This is a genomic window from Streptomyces sp. NPDC021749, assembly GCF_040640655.1.
Taxonomy (GTDB): Bacteria; Actinomycetota; Actinomycetes; order Streptomycetales; family Streptomycetaceae; genus Streptomyces.
The window spans coordinates 56,838-72,824 of sequence record NZ_JBFACE010000039.1; the positions used below are offsets into that span (position 1 = coordinate 56,838).

At 74.2% G+C, this 15,987-nt stretch carries 9 protein-coding genes; 4 read left to right on the forward strand and 5 right to left on the reverse strand.

Annotated elements, in window-relative coordinates:
* Window positions 1–52: 52 nt before the first annotated feature.
* Together lhgO and AB0G35_RS29955 are read right to left on the reverse strand one after the other, a co-directional pair.
* Window positions 53–1,273 (reverse strand): L-2-hydroxyglutarate oxidase, encoded by a 1,221-nt coding sequence (gene lhgO / locus AB0G35_RS29950; RefSeq protein ID WP_360955978.1) that lies wholly within the window; start codon window positions 1,271–1,273, stop codon window positions 53–55.
* A 185-nt stretch (window positions 1,274–1,458) separates the two neighbouring features.
* On the reverse strand, window positions 1,459–2,907 hold the full coding sequence (locus AB0G35_RS29955; RefSeq protein WP_030415920.1) for a hypothetical protein: 1,449 nt from the start codon (window positions 2,905–2,907) through the stop codon (window positions 1,459–1,461).
* A 799-nt stretch (window positions 2,908–3,706) separates the two neighbouring features.
* Here AB0G35_RS29955 and AB0G35_RS29960 point away from each other — a divergent pair.
* On the forward strand, window positions 3,707–5,803 hold the full coding sequence (locus AB0G35_RS29960) for an asparagine synthase-related protein (protein WP_360955981.1): 2,097 nt from the start codon (window positions 3,707–3,709) through the stop codon (window positions 5,801–5,803).
* Window positions 5,804–6,203: 400 nt separating this feature from the next.
* On the opposite strand, the gene AB0G35_RS29965 is transcribed toward AB0G35_RS29960, so the two are convergent.
* Together AB0G35_RS29965 and AB0G35_RS29970 are read right to left on the reverse strand one after the other, a co-directional pair.
* The gene (locus tag AB0G35_RS29965) at window positions 6,204–8,231 is read right to left on the reverse strand and encodes a sigma-70 family RNA polymerase sigma factor (protein WP_360955983.1); all 2,028 of its coding nucleotides are present in this window, start codon (window positions 8,229–8,231) and stop codon (window positions 6,204–6,206) included.
* A gap of 413 nt (window positions 8,232–8,644) precedes the next feature.
* Window positions 8,645–9,532 (reverse strand): helix-turn-helix domain-containing protein, encoded by an 888-nt coding sequence (locus tag AB0G35_RS29970; RefSeq protein WP_360955985.1) that lies wholly within the window; start codon window positions 9,530–9,532, stop codon window positions 8,645–8,647.
* A gap of 434 nt (window positions 9,533–9,966) precedes the next feature.
* On the opposite strand from AB0G35_RS29970, the gene AB0G35_RS29975 reads away from it, so the two are divergent.
* Together AB0G35_RS29975 and AB0G35_RS29980 are read left to right on the forward strand one after the other, a co-directional pair.
* On the forward strand, window positions 9,967–11,355 hold the full coding sequence (locus AB0G35_RS29975; protein WP_360955987.1) for an NAD(P)/FAD-dependent oxidoreductase: 1,389 nt from the start codon (window positions 9,967–9,969) through the stop codon (window positions 11,353–11,355).
* Between the two features lie 311 nt (window positions 11,356–11,666).
* Window positions 11,667–13,481 (forward strand): SpoIIE family protein phosphatase, encoded by a 1,815-nt coding sequence (locus tag AB0G35_RS29980; RefSeq protein ID WP_360955989.1) that lies wholly within the window; start codon window positions 11,667–11,669, stop codon window positions 13,479–13,481.
* A 111-nt stretch (window positions 13,482–13,592) separates the two neighbouring features.
* On the opposite strand, the gene AB0G35_RS29985 is transcribed toward AB0G35_RS29980, so the two are convergent.
* A complete protein-coding gene (locus tag AB0G35_RS29985) occupies window positions 13,593–14,897 on the reverse strand; it encodes an MFS transporter (protein ID WP_360955995.1) in 1,305 nt (434 codons plus the stop codon).
* Window positions 14,898–15,096: 199 nt separating this feature from the next.
* On the opposite strand from AB0G35_RS29985, the gene AB0G35_RS29990 reads away from it, so the two are divergent.
* The gene (locus AB0G35_RS29990; RefSeq protein WP_360955991.1) at window positions 15,097–15,657 is read left to right on the forward strand and encodes a MarR family transcriptional regulator; all 561 of its coding nucleotides are present in this window, start codon (window positions 15,097–15,099) and stop codon (window positions 15,655–15,657) included.
* Window positions 15,658–15,987: the final 330 nt, after the last annotated feature.

Here is a 15,987-nt window from a genome sequence, read left to right on the forward strand (position 1 = left end):
CCCCGGCCTGGCCGCGGAGACACGGTCTGACGTCGGGCCGAGGAGACACGGTCTAACGTCGGGCCGTCCCGAGTACCCCCAGCGTCCGGCGGGCCACCTCGCGGCCGATGGGGAGGGAGGCGGTGGCGGCGGGGGACGGGGCGTTGAGGACGTGGATCATGCCGGGGGACTCGGAGAAGAGGAAGTCGTCGACGAGGGTGCCGTCGGGGAGGACGGCCTGGGCGCGGACGCCGGCCGGGCACGGGCGGAGGTCCTCCTCGCGGGCGGCCGGGAGGAGGCGGCGGACCGTGTCGGCGAAGGCACGGCGGGAGAGGGAGCGGTGCAGCTCGCCGGCGCCGTAGCGCCAGTGGCGGCGGGCGATCCGCCAGGAGCCGGGGTAGGCGAGGGTGCCGGCCAGCTCGCCGGGGCGGACCGTGCGCCAGTCGTAGCCCTCACGGGCCAGGGCGGGGACGGCGTTCGGGCCGATGTGGACGGCGCCGTCGATGCCGCGGGTGAGGTGGACGCCGAGGAACGGGAAGGCGGGGTCGGGGACCGGGTAGACCAGGCCGCGGACGAGGGCGGCACGCTCCGGGGCGAGGGTGAAGTACTCACCGCGGAAGGGGACGATCCGCATCCCGGGCGCATCGCCGGCCAGCCGGGCGATCCGGTCGCAGTGCAGCCCGGCGCAGTTGACCAGGGCACGGGCGCGGTGGACCGTGCCGTCGGCCGTACGGACCGCCACCCGGCCGGGGCGGCGGCCGATCACCGCCACCTCGGCGCCGTAGACGATCCGGGCACCGGCGTCCGTGGCGAGCGCACCGAGCCGGCGGGCGACCGCGCCGAAGTCGCAGATGCCGGTCGTGCCGACATGGATGGCGGCCAGGCCGCGGACCTCGGGTTCGTACTCCGCTATCTGGGCCGGGCCCAGCTCACGGACCGGCAGGCCGTGCTCGCGGCCGCGCTGGATCAGGCCGTGCAGCCGGGGCAGCTCACTGCGGTCGGTGGCGACGATCAGCTTGCCGGTGACCTCATGTGGAATGTCGTTTTCCGTGCAGAACTTCACCATTTCCGCGGAGCCCTGGAGGGCGAAGCGGGCCTTGAGCGAACCGGGCGGGTAGTAGATGCCGCTGTGGATCACCCCGCTGTTGCGCCCGGTCTGGTGGCGGGCCGGGCCCTGCTCCTTCTCCAGCACCACGACGCGCGTGCCCGGCGCGGCGCGCGTGATCGCGTACGCCGTAGAGAGCCCGATGATGCCGGCACCGATCACCAGCACGTCGCAGTCGTACGACGACACTGCACCTCCCCAACCGCATGACCGCAGGCCCGACCGTCGCCGCGGGCCCGCGCCATCCCGACGACGTATCCCATCATGACGTCCGGCACTGACAATCCCGTCGGCATTTCCGCCGGCAAGCCCGCTCGGCGGGCCGCTCCGGCCGGTCAGCGGGCTGCTCCGGCCGGTCGGAAGCCTCTCGGGAGCTACGCCGGCGCCGCCAGCAAGGGTCTCGCCCGTTCCCGCAGCTCCACGACCCGCGGCTCGTCGCCGTACGGTTCGAGGCGGTGCAGCAGGTCGCGGACGTACTCCGTCGTCCGGGCCGAGGAGATCCGGCCGGCCACCTCGACCGCGCGGGCGCCCGCCGCGCAGGCCGCGTCCAGATTGCCGGACTCCAGTTCGGCCACCGCGGACACCACCAGCCGCAGCCCGTGCGAACGGACGAACTCCTCGGTCGGCCGGGACAGCGCCTGCTCGGTGAAGCGGCGCACCTGACGGGGCAGCCGCAGGTCCCGGTAGCACTCGGCCGCATCGGCGGCGAACCGCTCGTACGAGTAGAAGTCCAGCCACGACGGGTCGGGATCGCCGCTCCGGGAGCGCTCCAGCCAGCCCTCGGACGCCTTCAGCGCGACCTCGCAGGCGCGCGCCTCACCGGCCTTGGCCTGCGCCCGCGCCTCCACCAGCCGGAAGAAGCTCATGGTGCGGGCGGTGGCCAGACCGCGGTTGCGCTCCAGGGCCGCCTGGGCGAGGTCGACGCCCTCGTCGGCGAAGCCGCGGTAGGTCGCCTGGAGGGACATCGAGGCGAGGACGTATCCACCGAGGGGGACGTCGGCGGCCGCCCGGGCGAGCCGCAGCGCCTGGATGTAGTAGCGCTGCGCGGCCTCCTGCTGGCCGGTGTCGAAGGCCATCCACCCCGCGAGCCGGGTGAGCTCGGAGGTCGCCCCGAAGAGCGCCCGGCCCACCTCGTCGCTGTACGAGGCGAGCAGCAACGGCGCCGCGTCCACCCGGAGGCACTCCGGCACCATGGACGAACGCCAGTCCCCGCCGCCGTACTTGGAGTCCCAGCGGCGCGCGTCCTCCGCCGCCTCGCGCAGTTTGCTGACGTCGCTGTGGCCCACGTGCTGCGGGATCCCGGCGTCGCCGGCCGCCGCGGCGTCCTTGTCGCGCGCCTCGGCCGCCTCCCGGGCCACCGAGCTGTCGGCCGGGGATATCAGCCAGCGCGAGGCGGGCGTGGCGTACGCGCTCACCGCGAAGGATCCGGCCAGGCTCTGCCAGATGCCGCCCCCGCCGGCCCGCCGACCGGCCAGATCGAGACGGTAGAGCTCGGTCGCCGAGCGCACCGCGGCGCCCACATCGCGCGGGAAGGCCAGCCCGACCTCGGGCGCCGGGTCCGCGTCGGCCAGCCCGATCTCGTGCAGCGGCACCGGTCGGCCCAGTTTGCTGCCGATCGCGGACGCGATCAGATGGGGCGCGGCGCCCTGCGGCACCATGCCCTTGGAGACCCATCGCGCCACCGACGTCTTGTCATAACGAAGCGTCAGCCCGCGCTGCGCACCGAGGTCGTTGACCCGGCGGGCCAGTCCGGCGTTGCTGATACCCGCGAGGGCGAGAACGGTGCCGAGCTTTTCGTTCGGCCCGCGTATATCCCTGGACATGCGCACCCCTCGACACAGCGACGGCCGCCCCGCTACCCCGGGGCATGCGTCCACCCAGAGTAGTTCGCCGGATCCCGACCGTTAAGGGCCGGTGTCCCGGATGGCGAGATTCATGTTCAGACAGGGGTGCGGGATCTGGCATGTGCTCCGGGTACGTGTGCCCGTGCGCCCGTTCGTGCGCGCTGGCCGCCCGACCTCGGGAGCGCTTCCATGACTGGTGCGTGGGTCGGCCCGCTGCACTGGATCCAGTGGGCTGGGGGACACCGTCACCTCATTCCCCGCGGGTGACGGTCCGGTCCGGGGGGCGAAGCCCGCCTCCCGGACCGTCGCACAGGCCGTTCGCCATGGGATGACGCCGTCGGTTGACGCAAGGCCCGTAGTTGTCAACTACGCTGCGCCGTACGGACTTTGGCCGAAATGCGACGGGTGATGATTTCGCGCCGCGCCGCGTTCTGAGCGCCGCGGAGCGCCTCGGGGGCCACACGGGGGGCCTTCCGGGGGCGAGTTGGCCCCTCTGCCGATCAAGTGCCAGGGGCAGATGGCCAGTTGTCGGACATGCCGGCACATGCCGCCGTACCCCACCGCGGGTGGGCCGCCCACCGTACGCGCCCGCCGCCCGCCGCCCGCCGTGAACTGCCCGTATACGTCCCGCTCCGACGTCTCCGCCGCGCCGTTGTCATGGCAGCATGGTCGCCACTACGGGCGGCACGGCCGTCACTACAGCTCGGCGACAGCTTGGCAATCCGCCGGACGGGGCGGCCGTTGGCCCCGGCGCGCGGGGAATTCGGGTGGAGGCGGCATGCGCTGGTTGGTGGGGTGGAGCAGTGCCGCCACGAGGCCGTCCGCCGCGGACCGGGCCGGCGTCGGGAGCCACACCGTCCTCCCCGTGGGAGCGCAACTCCTCTGGGGCGACCCGGAGCCCCTGTGGGCGGTCGGCGACTGGCGGCCGGACGAGGTCCGCGTCGTCCAGGCCGACCCCGAGACCCGGCTCGCCGTCTTCGGCATCTGCGGGGCCACCGACGATCAGCTGCGGGTCGGCCTGTACGCGGCGCGCGGGGGCGCCCTGCGGCACCTCACCGCCTGGTCCGGCAGTTACACGGTGGTCGTCCAGGTAGGACGGCGGATCACCGTCACCGGCGACCTGGCCGGCGCCCGCCCCGTCTTCCACACCCCGTGGGCGGGCGGCACCGCCTACGCCACCGCCGCGCTACCGCTCGCCGACCTGATAGAGGCCAGCCTCGACATCGGCCACCTCGCCGCGCTGCTGGCCTGCCCCGACGCCCCCGAGGCGCTCGGCGCCGGCACCCCGTACGAAGGCGTCCGCCGGATCCCGCCCGGCCACGCCCTGGTGCTGCGCGGCGGCGCCAGCGAGATCACGTCCTACGAGCCGACCGCCTCGCTCGCCGTCTCCGCACCCCAACTCCCGCCCGAGCAGGCCGTGGACGGGGTCCGGGACGCGCTCGTCGAGGCCGTCCGCGCCCGGCTCGCGGTCCCCCGGCACGCCCCCGACCCGGACGGGCTCGACGGCCTCGACCCCGGCCCGGTGCCCGGTATGGGGCCCGCCGAGCGGCGCGCGGCACGCGGCGCGCCGGCCCCCGGTGTCGGCGCCGACCTCTCCGGAGGCAGCGCGTCCGGAACGCTCGCCCTTCTGGCCGCCGGTCTGCCCGGCCGCCCCGGACGCCTCAACGGCCACGGGGAACGCCTGCTGGCCGTCACCTTCAACGACCGCGCCACCAATGGCGCGCGGGCCCACCACGACGCCGAACTGGAGCGCGCCCGCAGCATCGCCGACGACCCGCGGCTGCACCACGTCGTCGTCGCCGCCGGGGAAGAGGCCCTCCCGTATGCCGACCTCGAAAGCGGCCCGCTCACGGACGAGCCCGGCCCCTCCCTGACGGTGGCGAGCCGCCACCGCCGCCGGCTGCTGGCCGGCAGCGCGGACCACTTCGTCGGACACGGCGCCCGGCAGGTACTCGACGCCCACCCCGCCCGGCTCGCCGACCTGCTCATGGACCGCCGCCGGCGCCATCTGCTGCGGCCGGTCACCGCACTCGCGAAGGCCGACGGGCCGTCCGCCCAGTCCGTCCTGGTGCCGTTCACCGTCTACCGGGCCGCGCGGCGGCTGGCCCGTACGCCGTACCCGGAGGGCATCACGGAGGCCGCGCGCCGCCTGCTGGAGCGGCAGTTCGCGGACGAGCCGGTGACCGGCGGGGCGGTGGACGCCTCGCTGGCCGCGCTGACCTGGTGCCGTCCCGGGCCCGCGGCGCGCTGGCTCACGGGCGAGGCGCTGGCCGAAGTATCGGTTCGCCTCAGCGAGGCGGCGTCCCGTACGGTCGCGGTCGGGCGCCCCGGTGAGCGGCGGGCCCGCGCGGCACTGGCCCGGCAGGCCGCCGACCACCGGGTCTTCGAGCAGGCCGCGGAGGTCCGCAGCCAGCGGCTGCACGCACCCTTCCTCGACAACCAGGTGGTGCTCGCCTGCCGCGCGCTCCCGGACACGCTCCGGGTGCAGCCGGGGGCGCGGGCCGCCGTGCTGCGCTCCGTACTGGCCGGCGCGGGCGTGCGGGATCTGCCGCCCGGCTGGGGCGCCACCTCGCACGTCACCCACGCCGCGGCGGTACGCGCCGGGCTGCGCGGCGCCGTCGGCGACCTGGTGCAGCTCTTCGACGCGCCCCTGCTGGCCGACGCCGGCCTGATCGAGGCGCGGGTGGTCCGCACGGCCCTCCGGGCGGCGGCCGAGGGCGCCGCGCTCCCGTTGGACGGGCTGGCCGAACTCGTCGCCACCGAACTGTGGCTGCGCCGCCTGGTCGCCCGCCGCGGCAGCTGCTGGACGGGGGCGGAGGCCCCGCGCCAGAAGGCGGTCGCGGGCGGAGTGGTTCCGCGCGCCCGGTTGGCCTGACGGGCCGGCTGGGCGGCCGGGTGTGGCCGAGGCTTGCGGTGCTCGCCGGGGGCTGAGGGCCGGGCCGCCGGGGGGCTGGGTGGCCGAGGCTTGCGGTGCCCGTCGGGTGGCCGGGGGCCGGGCCGTCGGGTTGCCGGGTGGCTGACGCTCGCGGTGCCCGCCTTCGTACCGCAGCAGCAGCCCTCCTGTAGGCGCGCCCCGCCGCTGAGCGGCGGGGCTCGGGGAGGCCGGTTCCGCCCGGGTCGCGGGCGGCGCGAACCGTGACGTTGGGCGCGCAGCCTGTGTGCCGGGCCCGGCCGCGCGTGCGACGGCGGGCGGACAGAAGGACGCGCCTGGGGCGCACGCCTGAGAGGGCGCACGCCTGAGTGCCCGTCCGTGTGCGCTCGCGCCGCCGGTGTCCTCAGCGGCAGGTGATGCGGGCCTCCGCCCAGTCGCCGAGGGTCGCCCCGTCCAGCGGCGTCGCCGGGTCGACGACGAGGCGGAGTGTCCTGTGGCCGGCCAGGGGAACGTGGACCGGGATGGCGGGCCGGCCGCCGTGCACCACCGCGGAGCGCCAGAGCCGCTCGCCGTCCGCGTACACGGAGAAGCGCAGGGCGCCGATGCCCCAGCTCAGGTCGTCGACGCCCACCACGGCGTCGTAGGAGGTGCAGGGCCGGTTGAGGTCGATGAGGACCGATGACCCGGCGTGCATGGTCGCGCCGTCCGCGTACGTCGTCCCGGCGATCCTCGGCGACTGCCGCTGCCACAGCCAGCCGCTCCCCAGGGTGCGCACCTCCGGCTCGCTGCCGTCGCCCATGAAGTCGTGGTCGAGCGCGGCGAGCCGGTACGGGGTCGGCGCGGGCTGCGGGGGCTGTGGGGGCTTCGGGCGGGGCCCGGGCGGCTCGGGTGTGGGCGTCGGAGGGGCAGTCGGGGTGGACGGATGGGTGGTGGTCGCCGGGCCGGGGCGTGCCGGGCGGGACGGTGTCGGACGGACCGGCGTCGGGCGGGGCGACGCGGAGCGCGAGGGGGTCGGCCCGGCGCTCGGGTCGGCGCCGGCCGCCGGAGGCAGCGGCTTCGCCGGAGCGGGCGACGGATGGCGTGGTGCGGAGGGAGCCGGCCGGTGCGGCTCGGCCTGCGGGTGCGGCGCCGGTCGGGAACTGCCGCTGGCCAGCGCGAGCGCGAGGGCGAGGGTCACCCCGGCCACCACCACCCCGACCCCGATGCCGACCTTGACCGGCGCACCGAGCCCCTTACCCACGGCGCTGCCCGCGCTGCCCGCGCTGCCCGCGCCGACCGCCGTACCGGAACCGCCCGGGGCCGCCGCGGCCGCACCGGCCCCGGCCGCACCCGCGACCCCGGCCGCCGCGGCGGCCGCCTTCACCGCGTACGAGGCGGCGAACCAGCCGATGAACGCCACCGGCAGCAGCGCCCCGATCCGCTCGTTGACGTGCTCGACCTCCAGCGCCGCGGTACGGCACCGGGCGCAGCCGTCCAGGTGCTTGCGCAGGCCCCGTTCGGCACGCATCCGCAGCCCGCCGCGGGCGAACGCGCCGAGCCGGTCGGCGTACCGGGCGCAGTCCCCGCCGGCGGTCAGCGACTGGCTGACGTGGGCCTGCAGGTACGCCTGCTTGAGGCCCTCGCGGGCGCGGTGCGCCAATACGGCGGTGGCGTTCGCGGTCAGCCCCAGCAGCGGGGCGACGTCGCTCGGCGACTCGTCCTCGACCGTGGTGTGCCACAGCACGGTCTGATAGCGCTCGGGCAGGCTGCGGAACGCCTGCACGGCCATCGACTGCTCGGCCTCGTGCATGGCGTGCACGTCCGCACCGAGGTCCAGGGTGTCGTCGTCCAGCGCCGCACCGGCCGCGGAGAGCGCGAACACCGCGAAGTCCTCGACCAGTTGCTCGCGCCGGACGGTCCTCGCCCAGGAGGCGGCGACCCGGCGGACGGTCGTCAGCAGATAGGCGCGGACCGCGGTCTGCGGGCCCGCGCCGCCGCGCACCGCCTGCAGCGTCCGGGCGAAGACCTCACCGGTCAGATCCTCCGCGGTGTGCTCGTCCCGGCAGCAGTGCCGGGCGTAGCGCCGGACCGCGTCGGCGTGCCGGCGGTACATCTCCTCGTACGCGCTGTCGTCACCGGCCCGCATGCCGGCGATCAACTGGTCGTCCGAAGCGGGGAGTTGGTCCCCCTCCCGGTCTCCTCGCGCGGCGCCCCGGACGGCCCCCGGACCGCCTTGCGGCGTCGCCCGGCCCGATCCGTCGCGCTGCGGCGGCACGCTGGGGCCGTCGCCCGCCGGACCGCCGGTGCGGGCATGCCGCCCGGCCGGCCCGCCCGCCGGGGAAGTGGCCCCCAACCGCCCTGTTTGGCCGGGCACCTGAGGGGACGGCGCCGTCCCGGGCCCGTCCGGGCCAGTCCCGCCGCCGCGTTGCTCGTCCCGCCCGTCAACACCCATCGCCGAGGCCCCCGAAGCCGCCGTCACACCGGAATACGCGCAAGCGTGCCACACCGGGCACCGGTGCCTCAGGGCCTCGTCCGTCAACCACTCATCCGAGGAGAGCGTCCGTCCGCCCGCCCGGGCGTTCACCCGTACGGGCCATATGGCGCAATCGGGTCATAAAGCGCGGGGGACCCGTATGGGCCACATGTGACGGCCTCTCCCGTCGGCCCGGCCCCGCCGGCTCCCGGGACACCGGGAGACGGGCCAACGGGAGACGAGCCAACGGGACACCGGACCGCCAGGCCAACCGACACCGGACCGCCGGACCAACGCAAAACCGGACCACCAGGCCACCAGACCGACGGGACCTCAGACCACCGGGACCTCAGACCACCAGGCCACCAGACCGACGGACCGGCCCCTCCCCGTCACCGTGCCGGGCGCGAGCGCAGTCCCTCCAGCAGGATCTCCAGCAACCGCGCGGAGGCGGCCTGCTGCTGACCGGGGTCGGGCAGCGCGGGCGCGCCCGTGGCGATCACCAGCAGGACGTCCGAGACCGTCACGTCGGGCCGCAGCTCACCGGCCGCCCGGGCGCGCTCCACGAGCCGCCCGACGACCTCCAGCAGCGCCTCCGCGCCGTTCGTCGTCTCGGCCGCGCCGGCCGACGGCTCGGCCGAAACGGGCGCCGGCTCGGCCGCCGGGCCGTCCCCGGGCCCGCCGTGCCGCTCGACCAGCCGCAGGTCGCCCGGCCCGCCGTCCGGGCCGGGCGCCATCCGCTGCTGAGGTACGCGCGCCCCGCCGAGGTCGTCCGCCGCCGCGTCCGCCCGGTCGGCCTCCGCGCTCACCCGCAGGATCCCCGGCGGCAGCAGCCGTCCGGCGCCCGAGGCGACCGACGTCCGCAGGAAGCGGGACAGCGCCGACCACGGGTCGTCCTCCTGCCCCAGCGCCGCCCGCGCCTGGTCCGTCAGCCGGGAGGTCTCCTCCTCGGCTATCCGGCGGACCAGGACGTCCTTGCTCGGGAACCGGCGGTAGACCGTGCCGACCCCGACCCGGGCGCGCCGGGCCACGTCCTCCATGGGCGCGCCGTAGCCCAGCTCGCCGAACACCTCGCGCGCGGCGCGCAGTACGTGCTCCAGATTGCGCTGGGCGTCCACCCGCAGCGGTGTGGTCCGTCCGCCCCCGCCCGTACCGGCACCCACGGTGCCGCCGCTCCCGTTGCTGTGGCCGCCGTTGCCGTGCGCGCCGTTGCCGTTGCCGCCGTCGGTGGTGTGTGCCATGGCGACGGCTGTCGGCCATTGAGAGCTTTGAATGGTCATAGTGATCCCCCGGTAATGACGTCTCCCCCCGGAGACTCCCCGCCCTGACTTCGGGACGCACCGACGAGAGGGTGCACCCCAACGAGATACGAACATAGTTGAGCCCGGGTCAAGATTGAAGGGGGCCTTCCGCACGATGCGCCCCCCGATCAGCCCAACGGCCGGATCCGCCCGGATTACGCCCCCGTACGCTTTCCGCCACCCGCCCGCTGACCAGCGCAGCTGGCCCCGGCAGCCCGGAAAGCGCGACTCCGTCCCCAGGAAGACCCCCGGTCATACATTTCGACGGGCCTGTGGACAAAGGCGCTGCGGCGGTGCGTCATGGAACAGTGCTGCGCTTTCCCGGGAGCGTGGCACCCGAGGGTGACCGCGCCGCCGGCCGGCCGCCTGATCGGCGCCGCCCCGGGCCCGGTCGACACCGCGAGGAGAACCCTGTGAAGGCTGTGTCTTCGAACAACGTGGCCCGCATTCTCGTCGTCGGCGGTGGCTACGTGGGGATGTACACCGCCCTCCACCTGCAGCGGAAACTCAAGCAGCAGCTGCGGGAGGGCTCCGTCGAGGTGATCGTGGTCGATCCCGATCCGTATATGACGTACCAGCCGTTCCTGCCCGAGGCCGCGGCCGGTTCCATCTCCCCGCGCCATGTGGTCGTCCCGCTGCGCCGCGTCCTGCCGCAGTGCACCGTGGTCGTCGGCGAGGTCACCGACATCAACCACGACGAGCGCCGGGCGACGATCGCCACCCTGGCGGCGGAGGAGACCGGCAACGGCGCCATCGAGGTGGTCTACGACGAGCTGGTTCTGGCCCCCGGCTCGGTCTCCCGCACACTGCCCGTCCCCGGCCTGGCCGAATTCGGTATCGGCTTCAAGACCGTCGAGGAGGCCATCGGTCTGCGCAACCACGTCCTCGGACAGCTCGACATCGCCTCCTCCACCCGCGACCCGGCGGTCCGCGACGCCGCGCTGACCTTCGTCTTCGTCGGCGGCGGCTACGCGGGCGTGGAGGCGCTCGCCGAACTGGAGGACATGGCCCGCTACGCCGTCCGCTATTACCACAACATCAAGCCCGAGGACATGAAGTGGATCCTGGTCGAGGCGACCGGCCGGATCCTGCCCGAAGTGGGCCCGGTCATGGGCCGCTACGCCGTACGGGAGCTGCGCGGCCGCAACATCGACGTACGGCTGGAGACCCGCCTGGACTCGTGCGAGAAGCGCATCGCCCAGCTCAGCGACGGTTCCCGCTTCCCCACCAGAACGCTGGTGTGGACCGCCGGCGTCAAACCGCACCCCATCCTGGCCGCGACCGACCTGCCGCTGACCGACCACGGCCGCCTCAAGTGCACCGCCACGCTCCGGGTGGACGGTGTGGAACACGCCTGGTCGGCGGGGGACGCCGCGGCGGTCCCCGACCTGACGGCCGAACCGCCCGCCAAACCAGACGAGCCCCGCCCCTTGTGCGCGCCCAACGCCCAGCACGCCCTCCGCCAGGCCAAAGTGCTCGCCGAGAACGTCGCGGCGACGGTGTGCGGCGGCATGGTCCAGGACTACCGGCACAAATACGCCGGCTCGGTGGCCTCGCTCGGCCTGCACAAGGGCGTCGCGCACGTCTACGGGCGCAAGCTGCGCGGCTACCCCGCCTGGCTCATGCACCGCGCGTACCACCTCGCACGGGTGCCGACCTTCAACCGCAAGGCCCGCATCCTGGCCGAATGGACCCTCGCGGGCCTGTTCAAACGCGAGATCGTCTCGCTCGGCTCGCTGGAGAACCCGCGCGCCGAGTTCGAACTCGCCGCGGGCACCGGCCGGCACAACGAAGCCAGCTGACGCGCCGTGGGGACGGAAATTTCGACCTGACGTCAGCCCTGGGCCGGCCGGTGGTTGCGGAGTCCGGAACTCCACACCGGCCGCCGGGCGTCTGACGGATGTCCGTCCGGTCGGCCACACTGGACGTGTGACCATGGGTGGGCTCGTATCTGCAAAGAGTGACAATCACGAGGATTCTGGACGTTTGCTGCATTCCGCAAAAGGGTGCCGAGAGTGCCCCCAGCCGACCCTCCCCCGGCCCGCGGCCGGGAGGTCCCGCCATGCCGACGGCCCGATCCCGCGCGACGACGCGAAGTAAGAGGTACCCCTCCGTGATCTTCACGCGCTGGAGCGCCAAACTCCCCGGCACACAGCGGCGCGCCGCCGCGCGGTCCGACCGCGCCGCCGCCCGCCCCGCCGGCACGCCGGCCACCCCGCCCACCGCGGCCCCGGAGCCCGCCGCCCCGCCCGCCGACGGCACCCCGCCCGCTCCCACGGCCACCACCGCCACCACCGGCTCCGTCCCCGCCGCCCGCGCCGAACGCCCCGACCCGGCGTCCGCCCAGGAAGCCGCGCCCGTGACCCTGTCGCCCACCGTCGACGCGCTCTCCGTCCACGACATCCTCGGCACCATCCCCGCCCTGGTCGCCGTCGTCTACGGCCCCGAACACCGCCTCGCCTACGTCAACGGCGCCTACGCCTCGGTCTTCGGCCCCCGCCCGGCCGGCCACACCGCCCGCGAGGCCCTCCCCGAGCTGGACGCGCTCGGCCTGCTCCCCCTGATGGACCAGGTCCTGCGCAGCGGCAAGCCCCGTACCGTCAAGTCCCGCAAGGTCCCCGGCGGGGCCGGCGGCGACCGCTCCCGCGGCGGCTACTACACCTTCACCTGCACCCCCATCGAGGTCGCCGCCAGCGGCCCGGCGCCCGACCCCGAAGTCGCCTGCGTCGCCCCGCACAAGGGCGTCCTCGTCTTCGGCGCCGACGTCACCGACCAGGTCGAGTCCGCCGAACGACTGCGCGCCAGCGAGGCCCGCCAGCGCGAGGCCGCGGTCACCCTCCAGCGCTCCCTGCTCCCCCAGGAGCTCGAACAGCCCGACGACCTCCGGGTCGCCGCGACGTACCAGCCCGGCGGCACGGACGCCGCGGTCGGCGGCGACTGGTACGACGTCATCACCCTCGGCGCCGGCCGCACCGCCCTGGTCATCGGCGACGTCATGGGCCGCGGTGTGCGCGCCGCCGCCGTCATGGGCCAGCTGCGCACCGCCGTCCGCGCCTACGCCCGCCTCGACCTGCCGCCCCACGAGGTCCTGCAGCTCCTGGACGGCCTGGCCGCCGAGATCGACGCCAACCAGATCGCCACCTGCGTCTACGCCGTCCACGACCCCAACGAGGGCCGCCTGGTCTACGCCTCGGCCGGCCACCTGCCCATCCTGGTCCGCGACCCGGACGGCACGGTCCGGCGCGCCGACGAGCCCACCGGCCCGCCCCTGGGCACCGGCGGCTGGCTGCACACCTCCGGCTCCGTCACCCTCGGCCCCGGCAGCAGCGCCGTCCTGTACACCGACGGCCTGGTCGAGCGCCGCGACAAGGACATCGACGACGGCGTCGACGCCCTGGAACGCGCCTTCGCCGGCGCCGCCGGCCCGCCCGACATCGTCTGCGACCGCCTGCTCCGCTCCCTGGGCATCACGGCCACCCATGACGACGACGTCGCCATCCTCGTCCTCCAGCATCCCGAGCGGACCGGCCACGACGCCGAGCTCTTCCACAACGCCGCCCTGGAACTGCACGGCGGCACCGAAGCGGCCCCACGCGCCCGCGCCTTCGCCTCCGGCGTGCTCGCCTCCTGGCGCTTCTCACCGGAGCTGCACGACCTCGGCGTCCTGGCGGCCAGCGAGCTGGTGGCCAACTCCCTCCAGCACGGCACGCCCCCGATGCGCCTCCGCCTGCGCCGTACGGACCGCCGCCTGATCGTCGAGGTCACCGACGGGGACGACCACCTCCCGCGCCGCCGCCGCGCCGAACCGGCCGACGAGGCCGGCCGCGGCATCTCCATCGTCGCCACCATCGCCTCGTCCTGGGGCTCCCGCCGCACACCGGGCGGTGGCAAGGCGGTCTGGTGCGAATTCGCCCTGCCCCGGAGCTGATCCGTCCGCGCGGGCGCACCGGCCTCCTGGTGAGGCGCTGAACGGAACGCCCGGAACGGGCAGTCGGCCGCGGCCCCCACGGGACCGCGGCCGACCGGCACATACGGGACCTCAGGCCCCGCAGACCACCGACTCCGCCTCGGCGGGCACCCGCGCCGCGGGCACCGTCGCGGCCGGCACCGCCCGGTGCGGGTTGTCCTGCCAGGGCCGCAGCATCCGGCCCACCCGCAACGACAGCGCGGTGATCCCCAGCGCACACACCACCAGCATCACGATGTACGCGCCGTACATGCCATGACCGACCATCAGGGCACCGACCGCCGGACCGACCGCCAGCGCCAGCTGCTTGACCAGCGCGAACGCCGAGTTGTACTGGCCGATCAGCGAGGCCGGCGCAAGATCCGCCACCAGCGGCGCCACCGTCGGCGACAGCATCGACTCACCGATGCCGAACAGCGCATACGTCGAGATCAGCAGCGTCGTCGCCACCGTCTGCGCGCCGTGCACCAGCCCGGACAGGCCGGCGGCCAACCAGGCCACCGTCCAGACCATGCCGACCATCGCCATCACCCGGCTGCGCCGCCGGCGCTCCACCAGCTTGAGCACCACGAACTGTGCGGCCACGATCGCCGCCGTATTGGCCGCGAGCGCAATGCCCAGGCTGGCCGGCGGTATTCGGGTCACCTCGGTCGCATACGCGGCCAGCCCCGACTCGAACTGCCCGTAGCAGGCGAAGAACAGCACGAACCCCAGCAGGCAGACCCACATCATCCGCCGGTCGGCGAACAGCGCCCGCCAGGCGCCCGCCGGCCGCTCCTCGCTCGGCACCGCGTCCTCGACCTTCGGCACCCGCGGCAGCCGTACGGTGGCCACCGCCGCGCCGAGCACCAGGAACATCACGGCCTCGATGGCGAACAGCCGCACGAAGCTCGACGCATGCGACTCGTCCACGAGCAGCCCGCCGACCAGACCGCCGACCCCCAGGCCCAGGTTGTTCAGGAAGAACTGGGTGGCGAACGCCCGCGACCTCGTCACCGTCGTCGAGCACCACACGATCATCGTCGCCAGGGCCGGCTGGATCACCGCTATACCGGCACCCAGCGCGGCCGCCGCGGCGATGACCAGCGGTTCGCTCGACGACAGCCCGAGCCCCAGCGAACCGGCGGCGGCGGAGACCGTACCGACGATGGCCACCGGCAGGGGGCCGCGCCGGTCGATCGCCCGACCGGTCAGCGGCAGCACGGCCAGCGCGGCCACGGCCAGCATCGCCAGCACGACACCGGCCGTACTGGCACCAAGGTCGCGCACCTTCGCCACATAGACGTACAGATACGGAACCGTGAAGCCGTTACCGAACGCGCTCAGCGCGTTCCCGAGCTGGATCCGGCGCAGCGCGGCGCCCATCGCGGTGGTCACACTCACCTACCTAGGTCAGGTCATCAGACGACATAAGAGACAGTCGAAGGAGCTGAACAGACACCAGGGCGAGACACGCGACCCGGACGGTTGTCATCCGGACGGTCTCACCCTGAAGTCTTCAACTCTAAACTTCGAAGCTAAAGAGTACACCGAGAAGAACTTCAACGCCAATCACTTTCATGTCATACTGCGCCGCATGCCTGAGCCCTCCGATGCGGCCGCCGACGCAGCCGAGCCGTCCCTTGAGGAACAGATCGCGGCCTACCAGCGCGAATTCCAGGACCTCGACCCCCAGGTCGAGCAGGTCGTCTCCGCCCTCCAGCGCCTCAACCGCCGGATGAACGTCGCCTACGGGCGGCAGACCGCGACCCTCGGCATGAGCAACGCCGAGTGGGAGGTCCTCAAGGCGCTCGTCGTCTCCGGCGCCCCCTACCGGATGGGCCCCGGCGAACTCGCCAAGCGCCTTGGCCTGACACCGGCCGCGATGACCCACCGCATCGACCGCATGGCGAACGAAGGACTCGTCACCCGCGAACGCGATGAGACCAACCGCGTCCGCGTCATCGTCGAACTGACCCACGAGGGCCGCGAGAAGTGGCTCGCCGCGATGCGCATGGCGTCGGTCTTCGAGGAGGACCTCCTCCAGGACCTCTCCGACGAGGAGCGTCAACTCCTCGGCCAGGTCCTCACCCGCCTGCTGCGCCGGGTGGAGGAGACCCAGCCGGACGCCGGCGGGCGCCTGACCGACCTCGACTGATGAGCGGCCCGACCAGCGCGAGTTGACACCGGTCACCCCGATCTGTAGTGTCCTCCGAGTTGCCACAGCGCCGGAACGGTTCTGCGGCAACCCTTCCGCCGCCTCGCGGCACACCACTACTGCACGGCCCCTCATCGGGAACAATTTCGGCATGCCGAAATTTGGACCGCGGCGCGATTATGCGTTGACGAGGAATTCCGCTAACGTAGTGAACACGCCGAAAGGCGCGGCAAAACCCCCTCCGACGGGGAATCGGAAACGAATTCGGGCCGGTCAACGGAACGAACAAGATCTGATAGAGTCGGAAAGGCCGAAAAGCGAAAGCGAAGC